Raw genomic sequence first — 22,193 nt, forward strand, 5'->3', positions numbered from 1 at the left:
GCGAGCAGTATTCACGACAATGGAGGCCGGTTCAAGAGCACCGCTCTCGCGGGGCTACGAGAAACGCGACCGTCACGCCACCAGATCCAGGTACTCCAGATTTCGAGCGAGATAGCGTCGCACGTAGGTGCAGACCGGGACTATCCGCCAGGCGCGGTCGCGAGCGGTATTCAGAGCCCCGCGGACGAGCACACCCGCCCAGCCTCGGTCGCCGAATTCTTCTTTGACGACCGTGTGCATGAACGCGACGGAGTCATTGTCCGCCTCGCGGTACCCGAGAATTCCGATCAGATCATCGCCGACGAACAGGTCGAACCTGCTGTACGCGGCGTTGTCCTCGATACGCACCGACGAGGCGACCGCCGGGGGGTTCGAGAGATCGACTTTATTGTGATGCATTTCACCATGAGAACAGTGGTCTGCATCGGTCGCCGTGCGACCGGTGAATCGGATAGCAATTCGACGCCACGTCGAGTTGCAACCGTTACGTCAGAGGGAGCGACGCGTCAGAGCGGAACGACGAGGTCTGCATAGTCCGGATTCGCAGCAACGAATCGTTGGACGTACGTGCAGACCGGCTTCACCTTCCATCCATACGACCGAGCACTGTCCAGCGACCGGCGAACGAGAATGGCGGCGAGGCCCTGATGCCCGAAGTCCTCGGTGACGACGGTGTGCATGAACGAGACGACGTGGGTCCGACCGCGTTTGACAGGGGCCTCGACCTCGTAGAAGCCGACGATTCCGACCAGATCACCGTTGAGCCTCAACTCGAAGCGGTTCTGGTCGGTATTGATGGAAACATCGGCACTGGGGGTACTGGCAAGCATGGGTCACCTCCTTTGCGTAGGTGGATGGTGATGCGAAGATTTCTAGTAAATTGTGACGTGCACCACTATTAAACATGCGATCACTGAGCTTGTCACCCGTTTGTACCAACAAACCTTCGGTTGCGTAGGTATGAAACGTACTTGCAACACTCGCACTGGTAGACGTCACAGATGGTCCCGACCGATGTTGTGATGCAACAACATTCATAGCGGACTGCGCATCTGTCGCTGTGAGTTACACCGCTCCCGGTACTGTCAACGATCGTGAAGTTCCTACCGCTGACACCCAACGGCTCGACCCCCGTACGCGCGCTCACCATCGCCGGTACCGACTCCGGTGGTGGCGCAGGAATACAAGCCGACAGTCGAACGATGGCGATGTGTGGCGTCCACGCGTGCGTTGCCGTTGCCGCCGTTACCGTGCAGAACACGGTCGGTGTGAGTGGATTCCATGAGATCCCGCCACATGTGGTTGCCGACCAGGTACGCACGGTCGTCGGCGATATCGGAATCGGAGCATCGAAGACCGGCATGCTCGCGTCCACCGCAATCATCGAAGCCGTCACGTCGGTGTGCGTCGAGGTCGGGATCGGCAGAGACGCCTCGATCCCCCTCGTCGTCGATCCTGTGTGTGCATCGATGCACGGCGATCCACTCCTACACGCCGAAGCGCTCGACGCCATCAGGAACACGCTGTTTCCGATCGCGACAATCGTGACGCCGAATCTCGACGAAATCCGCCTGATCACTGGAATCGACGTCATCGACGATGCCACTGCACGTCGGGCTGCGGAGGCCCTTCATGCTCTGGGCGCCCAGTGGGCACTGGTCAAGGGCGGACACCTACGGACGTCGGACAACAGCACCGACATTCTGTTCGACGGCGACACGATTCTCGAGTTCACGAGCCCGCGCATCGATACCGGGAACGATCATGGCGGCGGCGACACTCTGGCGGCGGCGATCACCTGCGCCCTGGCCAACGGGTATTCGGTTCCCGACGCGGTCGCGTTCGGAAAGGACTGGGTCACCGAATGCCTGGCTGCGTCGTACGACCTCGGCGCGGGGCACGGCCCGGTCTCACCGCTGTGGAGACTCAGCCGATAGGAGGGGCCTTCTCAGCTCGAGGCGACGGCGATGCCACCAAGCGCAGAATCTTCAGGTCCTCGGGCACCCCGCTGAGTTTCGGCGCAAAGAAGCCGCGCCGATATGGACGCGCGGCCAGATCGAGCGACTCCAGCGTCCCAGCCGGCAGTGCATCGAGCGCGACCTGGGAGATCATCAGGTTGCCATTGCCCCCGGTCTGCATCACTCGTGCGGCCACTGTGACGTCGACGCCGAGCCAATCCGACCCGATCTGGCGAGGACTGCCGGTGTGAATACCCACCCGCATCGTCGGCGTGAAGCCGTTAACACTCACCTCCTCGAGCGCGGCACGCGCATTCACCACAGCTTCGAGGGCCTTGTCCGGTCGATAGAAGACCGCCATGATGCCGTCGCCCAGTCGCTTGACGACGTGGCCACCGGAAGTGGCAACGGCCGGCTCGACGGCCTTCGAGACTTTGCGCAACAAGGTGAGGGTGTCAGCATCGCCCGCAACGAGTGACCACGACGAGAACCCGACGAGATCGGTGAAGACGATGGTGACGTCGCGTTCGCCGCGACCACGGCCAGTTCGTTCGAGCACCGCCTGCCACACCTGCAGCGCACCGAGTCCGACCTCGCGAGACGCCCCGGGCTCGTCGTCGAGAAACTTGTCCGCGGCGCGCGCGACCGCCAGTGCGGAACCCGGGCCTGCCATGGACAACGGATCGCCGAATGTCGGATCCCCGGGAAGCACTCGCCTGACCCGACGTACGACATCGACGATCGCTGGGCTGCGATTCACACCGCGCACCCACTCGATCGTCGACGCCACGTACGGATTCATGAAACCGAGCGTAACCGACGGTTACACATAACTACTTCTCAGCTCGGGCCTCTGCGCGGGCAGCGCCGACCGGAACGCCGTTGGGCCCTTCGACCGATTGAGCATAGGTGCCGATACCGAAACCGACCGCCGAGGCGTACTCGGCCAGCGCCTCTCTGTCGACGTTCGCCAGGGTGTCCTCGGCCGTGTGGTAATTCTGGTCGAACGTTTCACCTGCTGTGCCTCCCCACTTCTCGGCCTGCTCAGGTGTCTTCTCCTCGTCTGCGCCCGTGAAGACCCCCCCTGCGGGGATTCCGACCTCGATGAACGGGCCGTAGTCGGAGCGGCCGTCGAAGTCGGTTCCGTCGGCTGCGATGCCCTCTTGCAGTAGGCGCTCAACGAAGACCCGCTCGATCGCGTCGGATCCGGGAGGCCCGGCGGGCGCTCCTACCTGGTCGGAGTCATCCCCGTCGTAGGCGAGGTAGCCGGCGTTGTGCGAGCCGATCATGTCGAAGTTCAAGTACAGCGCGATGTTCGCCTTGTCCTCGTCGCTCAGTCCCTCGACGTACTTAGCGGATCCTACGAGTCCAAGCTCCTCGGCCCCCCAGAACGTGAAACGGACTGCATTGGTGACTTCCGGTTCTGCGCCCAATTGCAACGCCGATTCCAGGATTGCTGCAGTACCAGTGCCGTTGTCGTTGATACCCGGACCCTCAGGGACGCTGTCGAGGTGCGCACCGGCGACGACAACGTTCGACCTATCCCCGGTTTTGGTCTGCGCAATGATGTTGCGGCTCTTGGTTGTCGTGGTTTCGGTATCGAGCGTCAGCGTCAGTTCCGGTGCTGCCGCCACGATGGGTCCGTCTTCCTGGCTGACGCCGCCGGTAGGAATTTTTGCGACATCCGCCCCGCCGAGGGTGCTGCCGTCGAGAGGACCGGGTTGGTTGTTGACCACCACCACCGCTGCCGCGCCGAGGTCTGCGGCGATGGTCTGCTTGGCGCTGAACGGGCATACGCCACGATTGACGACGACGATGGCACCCGCAAGGTCGAGACCGTCGTAATCCGTTGCCTCACAACCGGGTGATTCGTCGGCCGGCGCGGCGACGACGCGCGCCGTGATCCCGCCTTCCGGGGTGGACGGCGAGTATTGCAGTGCCGCTACGGAAATCTGCTGATCACCGGCGGACAACAATTGGGTGTCGGCTGCGAACTGGTCGAATTCGAACTCCGGCGTTTCTACCTCGAAACCCGCTGCATCCAACTTGCTCTGTACGTAGTCGACGCTGGCGTCGTATCCCGAGGTACCAGCCGCTCGATTTCCGTTGTTCTCCGACGCAATTCGCTCGAGTTCCTCGAGATGACCTACAACGGCATCCTCGGTGATCGCATCGGCCAAGCCTTGACCGTCCGCGGTCGAAATGGGAGACGGTACGGAAACGGCCGGCTGCTCGGCCTCCTCGGATGTATCCGTAGAGGACGAGCAACCGGCCAGCACCAGGGCGCCGACTGCGAAACTTGCAAGTAGGTTCATCCTTCGCATGCAAGCACCCTAGCTGCAACCAGGTCAGGCGTCTCGGCGATTGACCACGAACACCGCAAGCCCGAACACGATCGCGGTGAAGCCGATGAAGTAGATCAGGCTACCGATCGGACCCCAGTGGAAGTCGATCCCGCCGTCGGATCCAAGGAAGTGACTCGCGTTGAGCCACGGGAGGAACGGCTGAATCGCACGGCCGACGGATCCGAAGAGTCCGAACAGATTCTCGACGACCAAGGGCCACAGGAGGAGCAGAGCAATCGCACCTGCGGACTGACGGAGGAGCGCACCGACGCCGACGGCAACGACGATCTGCAGGAAGGCGAGGATGGCGGTTCCGTAGATGACCCGCCAGGTTCCGTCGACATCGAAGCTCAGCATTGCTCCCGCGTCCGGTCCGGCGAGGGCCTTCGCGAGGTAGAACGCGCCGAGGCCGAGGACGAAGCTCAAAACGAAGCCGAAGACACCGATCAGCAGCGCTTTGACCGCCAACACCGAGGTGCGGTTCGGAATAGCCTGGAACGTAGTCCGGATGACGCCGAACCGGTATTCGCTCGTCACCGTCAGGGCCGCCAGGATCATCAGAACCATGACGCCGAAGCCACCGACGCCACTTCCGACTGCGTCGAACACTGTGGGCAAGTACGGATCGAAGTCGGGGGTATTCCCTGCTGCCACATCGTTGTTGTACGAGTCGAGGCTCAACTTCGAGGTGAATCCAACGATTGCGCCCAGACCCAGACCGAGGACGACGACGGCAATGGTGCACCACCACGGCGACTTCGTCGAGGTGATCTTGATACGTTCTGCTGCCAATACACCCATCAGAGTGCACCTCCCATGGATTCGGCTTCTACGCCGTGATATTGAACGTCGTCGCCGGTGAGCTTCATGAACGCTTCCTCCAACGATCCACGCTGCGAGGACAATTCGTGAAGGACGATGCCGGACCTGCCTGCGATATCACCGATGGCTTCGGTTGTGGAGTTGACCACGACCAACGAAGGCTGCAGTTCCTTTCCGGCGCCCGGCTCGCGAACCGTGAGCCCCGCGGAAGTCAGTGCACTACGAAGCGCATCGAGCTGCGGACTTCGAACCCGCACCGACGCTTCGGAGGCGTGATCGATGAAGCTCTGGACCGACGAGTCGGAGATGAGCTTTCCGCGGCCGATGATCACGAGATGCTCTGCGGTCTGGGCCATCTCGGACAACAGGTGGCTCGACACGAGCACCGTTCGACCTTCGGCGGCGAGGCGCTGCATGAACTTTCGAATCCAGACGATGCCCTCGGGGTCGAGGCCGTTCACCGGCTCGTCGAACAACAGAACTTTGGGATCTCCGAGAAGGGCGCCAGCGAGTCCGAGTCGCTGAGACATACCGAGCGAGAATCCACCGGCGTTCTTCTTGGCGACCTCGCTCAGACCTACGAGGCGCAGGACTTCCTCCACCCGCGACTTCGGAATCCCGTTGGACGCTGCCATCCATTCCAGATGTGCTCGCGCAGAACGGTTGGGGTGCACCCACTTGGCGTCGAGAAGCGCTCCGACGGTACGCAGTGGCTGCTTGAGTTGGTTGTAGGGCTTACCCTCGATCAAGGCGTGGCCGCTGGTAGGGCGGTCCAATCCGAGGATCATCCGCATGGTCGTCGACTTACCCGCACCGTTGGGTCCGAGGAAGCCGGTCACAATTCCTGGCTTGACGGTGAAGGTGAGGTCTTCTACAGCCTTCACCGCTCCGTATTGCTTGGTCAGTCCTGCCACTTCGATCATGGCGCTAACCCTCTCGCACCGACAGGGCCGAGCACATCGCCCGCGAGTCTCGACCTTGGTCATCCTTTTGGATGATGGGCCGTCCCGGCCCAGTGCACGATCTGGGCCGTCCCGGCCCAGTGGCACGGTTGAGTGCACCCCGATGCACTCAACCGTGCCACTACGCCGAAGGCGAACTCGCCTGAGCCCAGAACCGCTTCGGAATCCGGCCGGCTCGACGAGCCTCGTACCCGGCCGACACCGCATGCCGCATCGCCGACGCCATCAACGCGGGATCTTTCGCGCGGGTGACAGCGGTCGCGAGAAGGACCGCATCGCACCCCAGCTCCATGGCCAGCGCTGCATCGCTCGCGGTTCCGATCCCCGCGTCGAGGATGACGGGCACCGACGCGGCGTCGACGATCATCTCGATGTTGTGCGGGTTGGAAATGCCGAGACCAGTTCCGATTGGCGCACCGAGCGGCATGACGGCCGCGCAACCGATGTCCTCGAGCCTTAGCGCGAGCACCGGATCATCGGTGGTGTACGGGAGGACGTGAAAACCGTCGTCGACCAGTTGCTCTGCGGCCTTGACCAGTTCGATCGCGTCGGGCAGCAGGGTCCGCTCGTCGGCGATGACTTCGAGCTTCACCCAATTCGTTTCGAGAGCTTCACGACCCAGCTGAGCGGTCAGGACCGCTTCGGCGGCGCCTCGACACCCTGCAGTGTTCGGCAGCGGCGCGATGTTCAACTTGCGCAGCAGATCGAGCACGCCGGTACCGCCCGCAGCGTCGACGCGTCGCATCGCGACGGTGGTCAGCTCGGTGCCCGACGCGACGAGCGCGTCCTCCAACACCGCGAGGTTCGCGGCTCCCCCGGTGCCCATGATGAGCCGGGAGTCGAAGGCCTTGTCTGCAATCTTCAATACGTCCGACATTTGCTCAACCACCCTGCACAGCCGTGAGAATCTCGATGGTAGAACCCTTTTCGACGGTTGTTGCGTCCCATCTACTCTTGGGCAACACTGTTCCGTCGACGGCAACTGCGATACCCCGCTCGGGCATGGACAGCTGCAAGAGAAGCTGCCGCATGGTCACGTCCGCAGCGATGTCCAGCTCTTTCCCATTGACCGTAATCATTTCTTTCCTAACCTTTCGGTCCAAGGACGGGCTCGAATCGGGATGGATCTGCTGCCTTGGCTTCGGGGAGTGTGTCGCCGCAGAGGAGCGCCGAGACGGCGTCTGCAGTGATGGGCGTCAACAGGATTCCGTTGCGACCGTGACCTGATGCGACGATGACGCGTTCGGAGAGACGCCCGATGACGGGTAGCCCGTCGGGGCTCATCGGTCTCAGCCCCGCCGCGCTTTCGTACAGTTCGTATTCGCCGATGCTCGGCATGAGTCGTTCGGCGTCGGCTATGAGGTCACGCACCCCTGCGACGGTGACCTGTGTGTCGTGGCCCGATTCGTACTGGGTGGCACCGACGACCAGTCCATCGCCGCGCGGAACGAGGTAGATGGGGCGGCCGTGAACGCTGCCGCGAATCGTGCGGGTGGGGGCGCTACCTGCGCTCGGGCGTCGACGCAGCCTGAGAATTTCGCCTTTCACGGCGCGAACCGGCATTGCAGGGAGCAACGACGCAGTCTGCGCGCCGGCCGCGACGACGATCTGATCGGCATCCAGAGCGTCCAGGTCTGTCACCGCCTCGCCGATGATCTCCACTCCAACTGCGGCTTCCTTCAACGCGGCCATCAGGGCCCGGTTGTCGACGGCCAGTTCGGTGGGCGCGAGAAGCCCGAGGCGAATGTTCTGGGCCAGCGAAGGTTCGAGTTCACGAATCTGCGCGCGACCGAGGATCTCGAGTTCGTGCCCCTGCTGCCCGACGAATTCGGCAATGGTTCGCAGATCCTCGGCGTCGGCGGCATCGAGTGCAACGGTGAGCGAACCGGTCGAGGAGAACACGTCACCGGGAAGTGATCGAGCGAACTCCGGCCACCGCGCCAACGAGTGCGCGCCCAGTGCGAGCAGTTCGTGTTCACCGGGCCATCCCTCCGACAGCGGAGCTAGCATTCCGCCCGCGACCCACGACGCCCCTGAGCCGAGCATCGGGTCGTACAACCGCACCGACCAGCCGTCACGCGCTGCCCGCACTGCTACCGCCAGGCCGATGACACCGCCGCCGACCACTGCCAGAGTTCCGGACATCTCACAACCACCTCACTCCCTGCGCCGGCATGATCCGGTTCAGGTATTGACGGTAAGGACGGCGTGCCCACTCTCAGCCCTGCGTACCCCAGGACTCCCGTGTATCGACCAACTGCTCACAGACTACCTTTGCACTGTGTATCCCACTCAGAGCTCCCGTAACGAATCGGCGCGCGAGCGGTTGACCTCGGCCCGCCTGTATCTGTGCACCGACGCCAGGCGCGAGCTCGGCGACCTCGCCCAGTTCGCCGAGGCTGCGCTCTCCGGCGGCGTCGACATCATCCAGCTGCGTGACAAGAATTCGGCCGGTGAGCGCGAGTTCGGTCCTCTCGAAGCCAAGGACGAACTAGCTGCGTTGGCAGTTCTGTCCGCCGCGACGAAGCGCCACGGTGCACTGTTGGCCGTGAACGATCGGGCGGATCTCGCATTGGCGTCCAATGCGGACGTGCTGCATCTCGGCCAGAACGACCTGCCTGTGCATTACGCGCGGCAGATCCTCGGGCCCGACGTCGTCATCGGTCGTTCGACGCAGAATCGCAACCAGGCGAGCCTGGCTGCCATCGAGGATGGCGTCGACTACTTCGCGACGGGACCGGTGTGGGCGACTCCCACCAAGCCGAACCGCACGGCGGCCGGGCTCGAGCTGCTGCGCAGCACCGCCGAATCCGCGCCCTCGCGCCCATGGTTCGCCATCGGCGGCGTCGACGCAGGCAATGTCGACGAAGTGCTCGCCGCAGGTGCCGATCGGATCGTCGTGGTCCGTGCCATCACGCAGGCCCGAGATCCACAGGCCGCAGCGCAGGAACTGTCACAGAAGCTGACGCGAAGCTAGTCCAGCCAGCCGAGCACGGTCGACGGCGACAGGACATGCACCGTCGTCGGCAGTCGTTCTCTGAGTCCCCGGTCCGCCGTGACGAGCGCGGTCAATGCGGAACCTTCGTGGGCGCGCCGGGCGAGTTCGTCGTCGCCGCTGGCCGAGGCGTGAAAGATGGGGATACGGACGTCCTCGAACTGCGCAGCCCGCGCTTCGCCTTCGAGCACCGCTTCGATTTCCTTCAACCACCCGAAGCTCCCACCGGGTAGTTCGACGGTGCGCGGCAGGATGTCGGCAAGCGAGGCCAGTAGTGCTTTGGTCGCTCCGCTACGGTCCTTCCACCAGCCGTCTGGGCGGGAACCCAGGACGTTCGCAGTGTCCAGAAGCACCCGCAGAGGCTCTGTTCGTAGCGCCGGCCAGCTGGCGGCGAAACCGGGATGAAGCGGCAGCTGATCGACCATCACCTCAGGGACCCACCGTAATTCCGTACTTTCCCCGTTCGGTGTCGTGTTCAGCTGCGCTTCTGCGTCTGCGAACACCGTTGTGTAGGACCACCCACTCGAGAACCGGGCGGTGACCTTCTCGCCTCGAACATGCAGCCGCTCGGAACCGATCCCGGCTTCCTCGTCCGCCTCGCGGACTGCGGCGACGACGCTGCTCTCGTGGGAATCCTTGGCACCGCCCGGGAGGGCCCACGTGCCACCCTGATGACTCCACAGCGCTCGGTGTTGGAGCAGCACCGTCGGCTCGCCGTCGGCCGAGGGCGCGCGAAGGAGCAGACCTGCGGCGCCATGCTTACCCCAGTGTCGCGTGCCGTTCTCTCCGACTACCCACCCGTCACCGTCGCCGCGCATACTGCACTACCTTAGGGGACCGTTCTTCGTGGGTCTTCAGCGTCCACGTACGCGTCACGGCCCGGAACTTATATGCTCGAACCTGTGAATGTGGTCGGCACGACACCCACTGCTGCCGTACCTCCCACGACAGCAGCTTCGGCCTCGGGAAGCGACTCGCGACGCGAGCTACAACGGCTGGCGCGGTCGACGCCGGTGCGCATGATCGCTCTCGGCGTGCTGCTTGTGCTGGCGACGGTCGGCACTGGTTTCGTGACAGCAGGGGCGGTGTCCGACCGAGCCGAAACCTTGGACTCGTTGCTGGTGCGCACAGAGCCACTGGCCAATTCGGCTCAGAACCTCTACGGGGCCCTGTCGGTTGCGGACGCCGCAGCGTCGACGGCATTCATCTCCGGCGGACTCGAACCGCAGGAGGTTCGCGATCGCTATGCTCAGGCCGTCGGTGAGGCGGGAGCCGAGATCATTCGCGCGTCCGGCGGTCTGGGCGAGACCGACGACGAGGCCCGCACCGCGTTGACCGAGATCGGGTCTTCCTTGCCGGTGTACACCGGGCTGGTGGAGACGGCCCGGTCCAACAACCGCAGCGGCAACCCGGTCGGCGCGTCGTACCTGGGTGAGGCGTCGACTCTGATGCAGTCATCGCTCCTCCCCCGCGCCGAACGGTTGTACACCGAGCAGGCTGCGCGCGTCTCGAACGATCAGGAGCGATTCGTCAATCCGCCGGTGTTCGCCATCGGACTGATCGTCGTGACTCTCGCGCTGCTAGTGCTGGCTCAGGTCTATCTGTCAGCTCGGACGCACCGCACGCTGAACCTGGGATTCCTGACGGCGTCGACGATGGTGGCGCTTCTGCTCGGGTGGATGTTGGTGGCCGGTCTGATCTCGGCAACTGCGACCGATCGCGCCCTCGACCGAGGCGTCGCGCCGTTGCAGAAGTTGACCACCGGCTTCATTCTCGCGCAACAGGCCCGATCCGACGAGACCCTGAACCTCGTCCGCCGCGGAAGTGCACGGGAGTACGATGCCGAATTCGACGAGAACACAAGGAAACTCGGCGAACTATTCGAAGATGACGCGGCGATGACCGAATCACTCGCCAAATGGCAGATGGCTCACGAGCGGATCGACGGGGCACTGGCCGTGGGTGACTTCAACACCGCAGTCACGATTGCGACGGGAAGCGGAGTGGCGGATTCGGCCTTCCAGTTCGACGCACTCGACGAGATGTTGATCGACGGTATCGAGAACGCACGCGGTGAACTCCGCGGCAACGTGGAACGCGCCAAGACCTCTCTGACCGGATTGTCTTCAGGCGCAATTTTTCTCACGATCGCCGCTGCAGCGACAGTGGCCGTCGGTCTCATCCCTAGGTTGCGTGAGTACCTGTGAACAAACTCGTAGCACTCCTCTCCCTGATCCTCGTCGGTATCCTCACCACCGGCTGTGTGGCAACACCGGCGCTTCCGCCCGAGACCGAGGTCAGCTACACCGAGCCACCGCTTCCCGACGGCGCAGGCCCGCCCACCGATGCTCCCGAGCCTGGTTCCACCGAAGCGCAATGCGCCAGACCCACTGCCAGCCTTCGTCCGACGCCGGCCGGAGTAGCCGCGGAGAACGCGCCACCGACTCCGACGGTGGACGCCGTGCGGGAGCGAGGGAGACTCATCGTGGGTCTCGATACCGGTAGCAATCTGTTCAGCTTTCTCGATCCGATGACAGGCAAGCTCGTCGGATTCGACGTCGACATCGCCCGCGAGATCGCCCGCGACCTCTTCGGTGATCCCGAACGCGTCGACTTCAGGATCCTCACGTCTGCCGAACGTATAGAGGCACTGCAGGATTCGACGGTGGACGTCGTGGTCAAGACGATGACCATCACGTGCGCCCGCAAGGAAGAGGTGTCGTTCTCCACCGTGTACTTCCAGGCTCAGCATCGGGTGCTCGCAGTGCGAGGCTCCGGCATCAACGGTGTTGCGGACCTGGCGAACAGGCGCGTCTGCGCAGTGGACGGCACGACATCACTGCGCAGGCTCCAGCGGATCGTGCCGACGGCACAGATCACGACGGTGCCGATGTGGTCTGATTGCCTCGTCGTGCTTCAGCAAAGGCAGGTCGACGCGATCAGTACCGACGACTCGATCCTGGCCGGCCTGGCCGCGCAGGATCCGTACCTGGAGATCGTCGGTGACAGTCTGAGCCCGGAGCCCTACGGCGTCGGAATCAAGAAGGAGAGCGAAGATTTGGTCCGGTTCGTCAACGGCACGCTCGAACGGATCCGACGCGACGGCACCTGGAATCGCCTGTACGACCGCTGGCTCAGCGTAATGGGCAGCTCCCCCGGTGCCCCCTTCCCCCAGTACGTGGACTGACGGCCTCAGCATGAGTACTCGCGATTCCGACACACCGACCGGCCCGACGACCGCGCCGTCGCAGCAGACCCAGGCAGTCGATCGAACCCAAGCAGTTGAACGAACCCAAGCAGCAGCTCGGACACAGGCCACAGCTGCTGCCCCGGTGCGTTCTTCGCGGACGTCGGGGCGAACCCGCTCGAGCCGATCACACCGCACGGACACGAGGCGACGCCTCGGCGCGGGTTTGGTGGAGATCCCGCGGGTGGATCCGGTCGATCCAGCTACCGCGGTCATGTCCGATCCGACTGTGCCAGCTCGAAAGCGCTTCTGCTGGAAGTGCAACTCGCCGGTCGGTCGTAGCGCCGACGGTGAGCCGGACAATCCGTCGGGAACCTGCCCGCACTGTGGGGCGCGGTTCGACTTCACACCGCTCCTCGAACCCGGTGACCTTGTCGTCGGACAGTACGAGGTCCAGGGTTGCATCGCGCACGGTGGGCTCGGCTGGGTCTATCTAGCGATCGACCGCAACGTCAGTGATCGTTGGGTTGTCCTCAAAGGGCTGTTGCACTTCGGCGACGACGAGGCGCACGCAGTCGCGGTCGCAGAGCGTCAGTTCCTCGCCGAGGTGGCTCATCCGGGCGTCGTGAAGATCTACAATTTCGTCGAACAGCCCCGATCCGACGGAACCAAGATCGGTTTCATCGTCATGGAGTACGTCGGAGGGCGATCGTTGCGGGACATTCTGTCCGCCCGAGGCGATACGTCCGCCCGGATGCCCGTAGAGCAGGCCATTGCCTACGTGCTGGAAGTTCTTCCTGCGCTGTCGTATCTGCACTCGATCGGTTTGGTCTACAACGACCTCAAGCCGGAGAACATCATGGTCACCGACGACCAGATCAAGCTCATCGACCTGGGGGCGGTCGCGGGCATCGAGGACTACGGATACCTGTACGGCACAGCCGGATACCAGGCACCGGAGATCGTCGAGACGGGTCCGACGGTGGCGTCGGACATCTACACGGCCGGCCGAACGCTTGCGGTCCTTACTCTGGAGATGCCGTCGACAAAGGGAAAGTACGACGCGGGCATTCCGTCGGACGAGGACCACGAGCTGCTCCGCAAGTACCCGTCGTTCAAGCGACTTCTCCTGCGCGCTACTAATCCCGATCCGGCACAGAGGTTTTCGTCGGCCGAGGTATTGGCGAGCCAGGCGACGGGTGTGCTCCGCGAGATTCTCGCCCTGCAGACCGGGACCGAACGCCCCGGTCTGTCGACGGCATTCAGTCCACCGCGTACCACTTTCGGTACCGAGGAATCGGTCGGTCGGACCGACACCTACGTCGACGGCAAGATACGCGGTGACCGGATCAGCGCCAGAGAAGTCGTGTCGGCTCTTCCGGTACCGCTCGTCGATCCCCTCGACCCCAGCGCGCCGCTTCTCGCAGCAGCGGTGCACAGCGAGCCGCAGCAAACGCTGGATTCGCTTGCACACGCGCGGCGCAATGGAATCGAGCGGTTCGCCGACGGGTCACCCGGGGGTCTGGAGATCACGCTGGCCGAGGTCAAAGCCCACATCGATCTGGGGGACACCGGGACGGCAGAGTCCGTCCTGAAGCAGGTGCGCACCAACGGTCCCGATCCGTGGCGAGTCGAGTGGTACGCCGGACTCATCGGATTGCTCAAGAACGAGTTCGGTGATGCGTCGAGTCATTTCGAGAAGGTGCTCGACGCCATGCCAGGCGAGCTCGCACCCAAGATCGCCCTCGCTGCGAGCGCCGAACTGATCATGGAAGGCACGCTGCGGCTCGACACGGACGAACGCGAGAAGTGGCGGGCCTGCGCCGAGTCCTACTACCTGTCGGTATGGCGCACCAACCGCGCGGTGGTGAGCTCGGCATTCGGCCTTGCCAGGCAGATGATGTACCGCAGCGATCCGACGGCAGCGGTGGCGGTGCTCGATCAGGTTCCCATCAGCTCGCGCCACTACGCCGTGGCCCGGATGACGAGCGTACTGACGTTGCTGATGGATCGTCCGTCACCCGACCTGGTGGAGGAAGACTTCAGGGAGGCTGCGCGGAGAGTTGCGATGTTGCCGCGCCGCGAACCTCGCGCCCTTCAGATGCGGACGTTGGTGCTGGCAATGGCAATGGACTGGGTCAGATCGGGTCATGCGGTGGAGGCCGAGCGCGAGCCGATCCTCGGCGTGCCGTTCACCGAGACCGGTTTGCGTACCGGCACCGAGGCTGGCCTTCGGGCGTTGGCACGTAACGCAACCGACCGCGCGCACCGGTACACCCTCGTCGATCTGGCGAATGCGATCAGGCCTCAATCGCTGTTCTGAGCCACCTGCTACAGAGTTACCTGCTCGGTGGCCTGTGCGATTGCCAGTTCCTCGTTGGTGGGAACCACGAGCACTGTCACGGTCGACGCATCGGTCGACACGATTCGAGGTTCTCTGCTGCGCACAGCATTTCGCTCGGCGTCGACCTCGATACCGAACCCTTCGAGGTTCGCGAGAGCGTCCGCTCGAACACCTGCGGCGTTCTCACCGACGCCAGCGGTGAAGGTGATGGTATCGAGCCGACCGAGCAGCACCATGTAGGAGCCGATGTATTTGCGCAGTCGGTGGATGTAGACGTCGTAGGCCAGTTTTGCGTCGGCGTCGCCGTTCTCTATGTTGCGGCCGAGTACACGAAAGTCGTTGACTCCAGCGAGACCTTTGAGCCCGGACGCTCGGTTGAGCAATTGATCGATGGCATCCACATCCATGCCCGCGCTACGTTTCAGGTGCATGACGACTCCGGGGTCGATGTCGCCACTGCGGGTTCCCATCACCAGACCCTCCAGCGGGGTCAGCCCCATCGAGGTGTCGATCGGAACGCCGGAGCGGATGGCGGACGCGGATGCCCCATTACCGAGGTGCAACACGATCTGGTTCAGACCCTCGCGCCCGAGAAAGCGCGTAACCTGCTGCGACACATACTCGTGGGACGTTCCATGGAAGCCATACCTGCGAATACCGTGCGCCTTTGCGACGTCACGATCGATGGCGTACGTCGCCGCGGCAGCGGGGAGTCCGTGAAAGAACGCTGTGTCGAATACTGCAACGTGTGACACGTCGGGAAGTTGCTCTCTGGCCACTTCGATCCCGAGCACGTTCGGCGGATTATGCAGGGGCGCAAGAGCACTGAGATCGGAGATCTGCTGCAGCACATCGTCGTCGATGAGCGTCGGCCGGTAAAAGACCTCTCCCCCGTGCACGACGCGGTGTCCGACCGCGGTCACCTCCGAGCGCAGTTCGACACCGGACGCCTCCAGCATCTCGAAGGCCACCGCGAGTCCAACGCCGTGATCGGGAATCTCACGGCGATTCTCGATTTCGGATCCCCCGTATTCGAGTACGACGCGCCCCTCGGACTCACCGATCTGCTCGACGAGTCCCGACGCCAACGATTCCCCCGATACCGGGTCGACCAACTGAAACTTGACCGAGGACGAGCCGGAATTTACGACGAGAACGCTCACGCTTGGTTCCCCTCTTCGATTCCCTGAGCCTGGATTGCCGTGATGGCAACGGTGTTGACGATATCTTCGACGAGTGCCCCTCTGGAGAGATCGTTCACCGGCTTGCGAAGACCTTGCAGAACCGGGCCGACCGCGACTGCTCCGGCGCTGCGTTGGACGGCCTTGTAGGTGTTGTTTCCGGTGTTGAGGTCGGGGAAGATGAACACTGTCGCCCGCCCGGCCACGTCGGAATCCGGGAGCTTCGACTTCGCGACCGAGGGCTCGATCGCGGCGTCGTACTGAATGGGACCCTCCACGAGCAACTCCGGGTTGCGCTCGCGGACAAGACGAGTGGCCTCGCGGACTTTGTCGACGTCTGCGCCGCTGCCGGAGTCCCCGGTGGAGTAGGACAGCATCGCGATACGTGGTTCGATACCGAACTGCGCCGATGTGACAGCCGATGATATCGCGATGTCGGCCAGTTGTTCCGCCGACGGGTCGGGCACGATCGCGCAATCACCGTACGCAAGAACACGATCCGACAGACACATCAGGAAGATACTGGACACGGTGTTGACACCGTCGGCTGTCTTGATGATCTCGAAGGATGGTCGGATGGTGTGGGCGGTGGTGTGGGCGGCGCCGGAGACCATCCCGTCGGCGATTCCCTTGTACACCATCATGGTTCCGAAGTACGAGATGTCGGTCATGATCTCGCGGGCACGCTCGATGCGCATGCCCTTGTGCTTGCGCAGCTCGGTGTACTCGGCCGCGAAGTCCTCGGCGTATTCGGAGGTCTTGGGGTCGAGCACCTGCGCTGCGTCGAGGTCGACGCCCAGCTCGGCGGCTCGCCTACGGATCGGACCCTCTTCGCCCAGAATTGTCAGCTTGGCTACCTGCCGCTGCAGCAATCGGCCGGCTGCTCGGAGGATCCTGTCGTCGCCGCCCTCGGGCAGAACGATGTGCTTCTGATGTGCCCGCGCCCGGTGAATGAGCTGGTACTCGAACATCTGCGGAGTCGTGATCGACGGGATGCTCAGTTCGAGCCGGTCGAGCAAGGTGCGCGCGTCGACTCGTTGCTCCATCAAGCTCAACGCGGTGTCGACCTTGCGCTGCGAACCTACCGCCACACGGCCTCGTACCTTGGCGGCGGCGGATGCGGTATCGAAGGTGCCGAGGTCGGTCGTCAGGATCGGGAGGCGCGGACCGAGACCTGCGACCAGCCGCGCGATGGCCGGGTGCGGCTCTATCCCACCGTTCATGACGATTCCCGCCAGCGATGGAAACCCTTCGGCCTCATGAGCATTGACGAGAGCGAGGAGGACGTCGGACCTGTCCGCCGGTGCGATGACGACGACGCCTTCGGTGAGGCGCTCGAGGATGTGCTCGGCCGTCATACCGCCCACCATGACGCGCAGTGCCTCGCGCTGCATCAGCTCGGAGTCACCGCTGTACATCTTCCCGTCCACAGCGTCGAGCAGCTCGGACATCGTCGGTGCGATGAGGAGCGGGATCTCGGGCAGACTCCACGCGGGTACACCGAGAGGTTCGAGCGCGGAGGTGATCTCGTCGAGCTTGTCCGGATCACAGCGGTTCGCGACGACCGCGACGAGGTGCGCGTGATGCTGGCGGAGCTCGGCCTGACACAGCTGCCCCAACTGCACGATCTCTTCCGTCGTCCTCTCCGATCCACTCAACGCGAGAAGGACCGGGGCGCCGAGGTTCGCCGCGATACGCGCGTTGAAGCTCAGTTCGCTGGGACTGCCGACGTCGGTGTAGTCGCTGCCGACGATGACCACGGCGTCACACTGGGCCGCGACATCGTGGAATTTGGCGACGATGTCCCCGAGCGCGGCATCAGGATCCGAATGGACCGCCTCGTACGAGACACCGAGCGACTGCTCGTACGACAGATCCGCCGTCGTGTGGTCGATGAGGAGTTCGAGAATGTAGTCGGTCTCCGTCGTCGACCGCGCGATGGGACGGAACACCCCGACGCGGGCAGCGGAGGCACACAACATCTGCAGCACACCCAATGCGATGGTCGATTTCCCGGTGTCACCCTCGGGTGAGGCGATATAGATGCTCGATGCTGGCTCGGCCATGCCCGCCAGCGTAGCGGGTCGGTAGTTGACAGAACGTGACCTGCGGGAGTCAGATCGGTCATGGCCGAATCACCGTTTCCCGACGTCCGTTGGGGCAGCGAGACCAGCTTCATCCGTAAGCCCGCGATTGCGTTCGCGGCCACCAAGCCCGGTTCGTGGGTGATCAGAAATTTGGCGGGCGTCGACAGAGCGCTGCTCGAACGCACGAACGGGCGGTTCACCGTTCTCGGTCCCATCGCCGCGCCGGTCGTGCTCTTGACCACGACGGGCCGCAAGTCCGGCGAGCCCCGGACGTCACCGCTGCTGTACTACCGCGAGGGTGATCGACTCTTCGTCGTCGGCAGCAACTTCGGGCAGCAGCACCATCCGGCGTGGACGTCGAATCTGCTCGCCGACCCCCGGGCAACCGTCGCCATCGGGGGCAAGAAAATCCCGGTCACGGCAACACCCGTCACCGGCGCCGAGAAAGCGAGAATCTACGACGCCTTCAACGACATGGTCCGCGTGTACGGAGAGTACAAGAATCGCACCGACCGGGACATGAGGATGTTCGCACTGGCTGCGGGCTGAGCCGTCGACCATCGCTTGAATGGTCCGCGGCTTGACCCGTCCACCATCGCTTGAATGGTCCATTCATACGATCAGATAGCTGCAAAGGTCCGTTCAAGCGGTCCGACTGCCCGGCCACCATCGCTTGAAAGGTCCATTCATACGCCATAGACGTATGAATGGACCTTTCAAGCGGTGTGGTGCCTGCGAACTACTTGAACTCAGCCGAGCGCGCGGAGCCTCGGCGCCAAATCACGCTCGAAGAGTTCGAGGAACCGCTTCTGGTCGTGGCCCGGGGCGTGGAAGACGAGGTGGTTCAGGCCCGCGTCGGTGTACTGCTTGACGAGTCCGACGGCCTCGTCTGGGTCGGAGGCGACGATCCAGCGCTTGGCGACCTGCTCGATCGGCAGTTCGTCGGCAGCCTTCTCCATTTCGATCGGATCCTCGATGGAGTGCTTCTGCTCCGGCGTCAACGACAGCGGTGCCCAGAAGCGAGTGTTCTCCAACGCCAGGTCGGGGTCGGTGTCGTACGAGATCTTGATTTCGATCATCTTGTCGATCTCGCCGGAGTCGCGCTCGGCCTTGCCTGCGCCTTCTTCGACGGCGGGAAGCAGCTTGTCGGTGTAGAGCTCCATGCCTTTGCCGGAGGTACAGATGAATCCGTCACCTGCGCGCCCTGCGTACCGCGCCACTACAGGCCCGCCGGCCGCGATGTAGACCGGAATACCGCCCTCGGGAACGTCGTAGATCGACGCGCCCTTGGTGGTGTAGTAGTCGCCGTCGAAGTCGACGCGGTCTCCGAGCCACAGTTCGCGCATCAGCCGAACGGACTCGCGCAGCCGTGCGAAGCGTTCCTTGAACTCGGGCCATTCGCCGGTGAATCCGGTCGCGATTTCGTTGAGAGCTTCACCGGTGCCGACGCCGAGCATGATCCGCCCCGGGTACAGGCAGCCCATCGTCGCGAAGGCTTGTGCGATGACCGCGGGGTTGTAGCGGAACGTCGGCGTCAACACCGAGGTGCCGAGCTGGATCGTGTTGGTTCGCTCGCCGACCGCCGTCATCCATGCCAGCGAGAACGGTGCATGCCCACCTTCGTGTCGCCACGGCTGGAAGTGGTCGCTGACCGTCGCGGAGTCCATTCCGTGCTGCTCTGCGAGAACGCCGAGTTCGACGAGCTCCCGCGGACCGAACTGTTCCGCCGACGCCTTGTATCCGAGTTTCAAAGCCTTCGCCACGCGCTGCTTCCTCTCTAAGACCGCTAAGTGTTCCGATTGTGCACTCTGCGTCGAGATGCCCGACACACTGGACCGACTACTTGATTCCCAATACCGTGACTACGGCCGCCAGCACAGCGATGGCTCCGATCCCGACAGCGAAGATCCAGAGGTCTTTGGCCTCGGGCATCGGTGCACCGGTTTCGAGGGCTTTACGAACCTGCAGCCATCTCCGAAGCCCGACCATCGATGCGGATGCCGCCATCACGATCAACACGAGACCGAGCGTCGTCCTGACCCATCCAGTGCTGAAGTCGGGAACAAGATGTACGACGGCTATGCCGCCGGCGAGCAGTCCCAACGACGTGCGCATCCACGCGAGAAACGTCCGTTCGCTGGCGAGGGTGAAGCGCTCGTCGGGACGGGTTTCCGGTGAGTCGGCCACCACTCCATCATGCCGGTCCACCGTCGAGACTGCTCGTGGGCGTGCGCACCAGCGTCAGCAGCGACCTCTCGCGAAGCTCGAATCCAATCGACAAATACAGGCGGATGGCGCTTTCGTTCGAGGCCGACGCGTGCAGAAACGGTGTTTCCCCGCGTTCGCGGATACCGTGGCCGACGGCCCGAACGAGCTCGGTTGCCAGCCCCCTCCCCCGATAGGCAGGGTCGGTGCACACGGCGCTGATCTCGGTCCAGCCGGTCGGACGCATCCGTTCACCGGCCATCGCGGCGAGCCTGCCACCCTCCCTGATGCCGAGGTACGTGCCGAGCTCGTGGGTACGCGACAGGAACGGGCCGGGTTTGGTCTGCCTGACGAGTTCGAGCATGTCAGGGACGTCCGACGCCCCGAGTACGACTGCATCGGGGTGCGGTCGAGTATCGAGGTGGTGACCGACGAGCTGTACCAGTTCGAATCGATCGACGATGTGCCAGTGCGCGGGAACACGATGGTCGACGCCGCGCAGGGAGACCACTTGACCGGGACCGAAAAGTTCCACGATGTCATCGAAGTCCGCGTCCTCGATGACGGGCGGGTGGCCGAGAAACGGTGAAATTTCCGGATCGAAGCGCGAGGTCTTGCCGACGGTCTGCGCGAACCGCGAGTGTGCTCCCCGCAGCGACCCCCGGATGGGGTCGTCGAGTGGGTGGATGTCGGGTTCGCCGATGGACTGCGTACTCACCGTCCGCCTCTCATTGTCGTATTCCGCGCGAATCAGCATGCAGCTGCCTCGCGAATATGCCTCGAATCCGAGGAATCCATAGAAGCATGGACGTGCACGACTGATGACCACCGACCGAGCAGGAGCATCGTCACATGAGCGACAACGTCTACCGCGTCACCGAGATCGTCGGAACCTCGAGCGAGAGCAGCGACGATGCCGTGCGCAAGGCAATCGCACGCGCGAACGCCACGCTGAAGAACCTGGACTGGTTCGAGGTCGTCGAGACCCGGGGCCACATCGAAAACGGTGCTATCGCGCACTTTCAGGTTACGGTGAAGGTCGGCTTCAAGCTGGAGTGACGAGGTAGTTTCGACGTGTCCCACTACTGATGCCGGTCAAGGGATCAGAATGAACTTTCCGCGCGGGTGCTCCGATTTCAGTGCCTGGTGCGCCTCGGCTGCCTGGTCGAGCGGAAAGGTCTTGGCGATCTGAACCGTCAATTCGCCTGCGCCAGCCAAGTTCACCAAATCGAGGCGAGCCGCCTTGCGCCGCTTCGCGCTTTCTCCGTCCCCACCCCCGACCGACACGAAGCCGTCCTCGGTAGCGCGCCCCATCGCCGCGATAGTGACGATGCGCTTCTTGTCGGCGACCAATGCCAACGACACGTCCACCGCCTCGTCCGTGCCCGCGGTGTCGATGGCGACGTCGATACCGCTGGGCGCGATCTCGTGGATTCGATCCAGCAGACCGTCGCCGTATTCGACCGGCTCCGCACCGTAGGCGCGCAGCGCATCATGGTTGACGGCACGCGCAGTGCCGATGACGCGGGCTCCGCGCGCCTTCGCTTGTTGAACGACCATCGATCCGACACCACCCGCTGCACCGTGCACGAGCACGGTGTCCCCCTCCGATACGCCGGTCACTTCGAGGGTGTCGAACGCGGTGCCCGCTACCGCGAGCAGACCGGCTGCAACTTCCCAATTCAGTGTCTTCGGCTTCGGCAGTACGGCTTCGGCCGGTACCAAGAGCTTTTCGGCGTACGTCCCTTGCGCGCCCGACACGATTACCTCGTCGCCCACGGAAACAGGACCACCCGGACCTGACGAGTTGTTCCCCACCGCGACCACGACACCACTTGCCTCGCTACCGAGGTGCAGGGGAAGAGTCGAAGGATCCGTCCCGAATGCCCCGCTGTACGACTTGTAGTCGAACGGGTTCACGCCGATCGCCTTGACCTCGACGAGTACCTGACCTGCCGCGGGTGCGGCGACAGCCTCGTCCACGATGCGTACGACTTCCGGTCCACCGAATGCTGTTGCTACCGCCACTCGCGTCATGCTCCGACCAACTTTCCCGCGGCGCGGATTGTTCCCGAAGTGGCTCTCGAATCCTGCGAGGTTCGAGGCG

Annotated in this window: 23 protein-coding genes and 1 riboswitch; of the genes, 7 read left to right on the top strand and 16 right to left on the bottom strand. The window is 63.6% G+C overall.

The genetic code is table 11. The features are described from left to right. Positions 1–72: 72 nt before the first annotated feature. On the bottom strand, positions 73–399 hold the full coding sequence (locus tag WDS16_RS18155) for a GNAT family N-acetyltransferase (protein ID WP_338886588.1): 327 nt from the start codon (positions 397–399) through the stop codon (positions 73–75). Between the two features lie 107 nt (positions 400–506). After that, positions 507–830, bottom strand: coding sequence for a GNAT family N-acetyltransferase (locus tag WDS16_RS18160; protein ID WP_338886589.1), 324 nt, complete (start codon positions 828–830; stop codon positions 507–509). Positions 831–1,094: 264 nt separating this feature from the next. On the opposite strand from WDS16_RS18160, the gene thiD reads away from it, so the two are divergent. Beyond that, on the top strand, positions 1,095–1,937 hold the full coding sequence (gene thiD / locus WDS16_RS18165; RefSeq protein ID WP_338886590.1) for a bifunctional hydroxymethylpyrimidine kinase/phosphomethylpyrimidine kinase: 843 nt from the start codon (positions 1,095–1,097) through the stop codon (positions 1,935–1,937). On the opposite strand, the gene WDS16_RS18170 is transcribed toward thiD, so the two are convergent. From WDS16_RS18170 to thiO, 7 genes are all read right to left on the bottom strand, one after another. Then, positions 1,927–2,760 (bottom strand): adenylate/guanylate cyclase domain-containing protein, encoded by an 834-nt coding sequence (locus WDS16_RS18170; RefSeq protein ID WP_338886591.1) that lies wholly within the window; start codon positions 2,758–2,760, stop codon positions 1,927–1,929. The genes thiD and WDS16_RS18170 overlap by 11 nt on opposite strands. Positions 2,761–2,791: 31 nt before the next feature. Further along, positions 2,792–4,282, bottom strand: coding sequence for a M28 family peptidase (locus WDS16_RS18175; protein ID WP_338886592.1), 1,491 nt, complete (start codon positions 4,280–4,282; stop codon positions 2,792–2,794). 24 nt (positions 4,283–4,306) lie between these two features. Beyond that, positions 4,307–5,104 (bottom strand): ABC transporter permease, encoded by a 798-nt coding sequence (locus WDS16_RS18180; RefSeq protein WP_338886593.1) that lies wholly within the window; start codon positions 5,102–5,104, stop codon positions 4,307–4,309. Further along, on the bottom strand, positions 5,104–6,048 hold the full coding sequence (locus tag WDS16_RS18185) for an ATP-binding cassette domain-containing protein (protein ID WP_338886594.1): 945 nt from the start codon (positions 6,046–6,048) through the stop codon (positions 5,104–5,106). The genes WDS16_RS18180 and WDS16_RS18185 overlap by 1 nt, the downstream gene beginning before the upstream one ends. Positions 6,049–6,208: 160 nt before the next feature. Then, a complete protein-coding gene (locus WDS16_RS18190; RefSeq protein WP_338886595.1) occupies positions 6,209–6,964 on the bottom strand; it encodes a thiazole synthase in 756 nt (251 codons plus the stop codon). A 4-nt stretch (positions 6,965–6,968) separates the two neighbouring features. Continuing rightward, positions 6,969–7,166 carry a sulfur carrier protein ThiS gene (gene thiS / locus WDS16_RS18195; RefSeq protein WP_338886596.1) on the bottom strand — a complete coding sequence of 66 codons (198 nt, stop codon included), beginning with the start codon at positions 7,164–7,166 and terminating at the stop codon, positions 6,969–6,971. Between the two features lie 7 nt (positions 7,167–7,173). Beyond that, complete coding sequence (gene thiO / locus WDS16_RS18200; protein WP_338886597.1) at positions 7,174–8,232, bottom strand: glycine oxidase ThiO; 1,059 nt, start codon at positions 8,230–8,232, stop codon at positions 7,174–7,176. Next, a riboswitch (TPP riboswitch) is annotated at positions 8,232–8,343 on the bottom strand. Its footprint overlaps the gene before it by 1 nt. A 25-nt stretch (positions 8,344–8,368) precedes the next feature. On the opposite strand from thiO, the gene thiE reads away from it, so the two are divergent. Beyond that, positions 8,369–9,064: a thiamine phosphate synthase gene (thiE, locus tag WDS16_RS18205; RefSeq protein ID WP_338886598.1), complete on the top strand. Its 696-nt coding sequence runs from the start codon at positions 8,369–8,371 to the stop codon at positions 9,062–9,064. Here the strand turns inward: thiE and WDS16_RS18210 are convergent. After that, positions 9,061–9,900 (bottom strand): NUDIX hydrolase, encoded by an 840-nt coding sequence (locus WDS16_RS18210; protein WP_338886599.1) that lies wholly within the window; start codon positions 9,898–9,900, stop codon positions 9,061–9,063. The genes thiE and WDS16_RS18210 overlap by 4 nt on opposite strands. An 84-nt stretch (positions 9,901–9,984) precedes the next feature. Here WDS16_RS18210 and WDS16_RS18215 point away from each other — a divergent pair, with 84 nt between their 5' ends. From WDS16_RS18215 to WDS16_RS18225, 3 genes are read left to right on the top strand one after another with little or no spacing between them, the layout of a single operon-like run. Continuing rightward, positions 9,985–11,289 (top strand): hypothetical protein, encoded by a 1,305-nt coding sequence (locus WDS16_RS18215; protein ID WP_338886600.1) that lies wholly within the window; start codon positions 9,985–9,987, stop codon positions 11,287–11,289. After that, positions 11,286–12,269, top strand: coding sequence for a glutamate ABC transporter substrate-binding protein (locus WDS16_RS18220; protein ID WP_338886601.1), 984 nt, complete (start codon positions 11,286–11,288; stop codon positions 12,267–12,269). The genes WDS16_RS18215 and WDS16_RS18220 overlap by 4 nt, the downstream gene beginning before the upstream one ends. A gap of 10 nt (positions 12,270–12,279) precedes the next feature. Continuing rightward, on the top strand, positions 12,280–14,592 hold the full coding sequence (locus WDS16_RS18225) for a serine/threonine-protein kinase (RefSeq protein ID WP_338886602.1): 2,313 nt from the start codon (positions 12,280–12,282) through the stop codon (positions 14,590–14,592). A gap of 8 nt (positions 14,593–14,600) precedes the next feature. Here the strand turns inward: WDS16_RS18225 and WDS16_RS18230 are convergent, their stop codons facing one another. After that, complete coding sequence (locus tag WDS16_RS18230; RefSeq protein ID WP_338886603.1) at positions 14,601–15,776, bottom strand: acetate kinase; 1,176 nt, start codon at positions 15,774–15,776, stop codon at positions 14,601–14,603. Further along, a complete protein-coding gene (gene pta, locus WDS16_RS18235; RefSeq protein WP_338886604.1) occupies positions 15,773–17,860 on the bottom strand; it encodes a phosphate acetyltransferase in 2,088 nt (695 codons plus the stop codon). The genes WDS16_RS18230 and pta overlap by 4 nt, the downstream gene beginning before the upstream one ends. 60 nt (positions 17,861–17,920) lie before the next feature. On the opposite strand from pta, the gene WDS16_RS18240 reads away from it, so the two are divergent. After that, positions 17,921–18,430 carry a nitroreductase/quinone reductase family protein gene (locus WDS16_RS18240; RefSeq protein ID WP_338886605.1) on the top strand — a complete coding sequence of 170 codons (510 nt, stop codon included), beginning with the start codon at positions 17,921–17,923 and terminating at the stop codon, positions 18,428–18,430. A 200-nt stretch (positions 18,431–18,630) separates the two neighbouring features. On the opposite strand, the gene fgd is transcribed toward WDS16_RS18240, so the two are convergent. The 3 genes from fgd to WDS16_RS18255 form a co-directional block, all read right to left on the bottom strand. Then, entirely contained in the window at positions 18,631–19,644 is a 1,014-nt protein-coding gene (gene fgd, locus WDS16_RS18245; protein WP_338886606.1) for a glucose-6-phosphate dehydrogenase (coenzyme-F420), read from the bottom strand. Positions 19,645–19,720: 76 nt separating this feature from the next. Continuing rightward, the gene (locus tag WDS16_RS18250) at positions 19,721–20,068 is read right to left on the bottom strand and encodes a YidH family protein (protein ID WP_338886607.1); all 348 of its coding nucleotides are present in this window, start codon (positions 20,066–20,068) and stop codon (positions 19,721–19,723) included. Between the two features lie 7 nt (positions 20,069–20,075). Continuing rightward, complete coding sequence (locus WDS16_RS18255) at positions 20,076–20,804, bottom strand: GNAT family N-acetyltransferase (protein WP_338886608.1); 729 nt, start codon at positions 20,802–20,804, stop codon at positions 20,076–20,078. Positions 20,805–20,938: 134 nt separating this feature from the next. Between WDS16_RS18255 and WDS16_RS18260 the strand changes: the two genes are divergently transcribed. Beyond that, positions 20,939–21,145 carry a dodecin gene (locus tag WDS16_RS18260; protein WP_338886609.1) on the top strand — a complete coding sequence of 69 codons (207 nt, stop codon included), beginning with the start codon at positions 20,939–20,941 and terminating at the stop codon, positions 21,143–21,145. Positions 21,146–21,181: 36 nt separating this feature from the next. Here the strand turns inward: WDS16_RS18260 and WDS16_RS18265 are convergent, their stop codons facing one another. Next, the gene (locus WDS16_RS18265) at positions 21,182–22,123 is read right to left on the bottom strand and encodes an NADP-dependent oxidoreductase (protein ID WP_338886610.1); all 942 of its coding nucleotides are present in this window, start codon (positions 22,121–22,123) and stop codon (positions 21,182–21,184) included. Positions 22,124–22,193: the final 70 nt, after the last annotated feature.

It is taken from the genome of Rhodococcus sovatensis, from assembly GCF_037327425.1.
Taxonomy (GTDB): domain Bacteria; phylum Actinomycetota; class Actinomycetes; order Mycobacteriales; family Mycobacteriaceae; genus Rhodococcoides; species Rhodococcoides sovatense.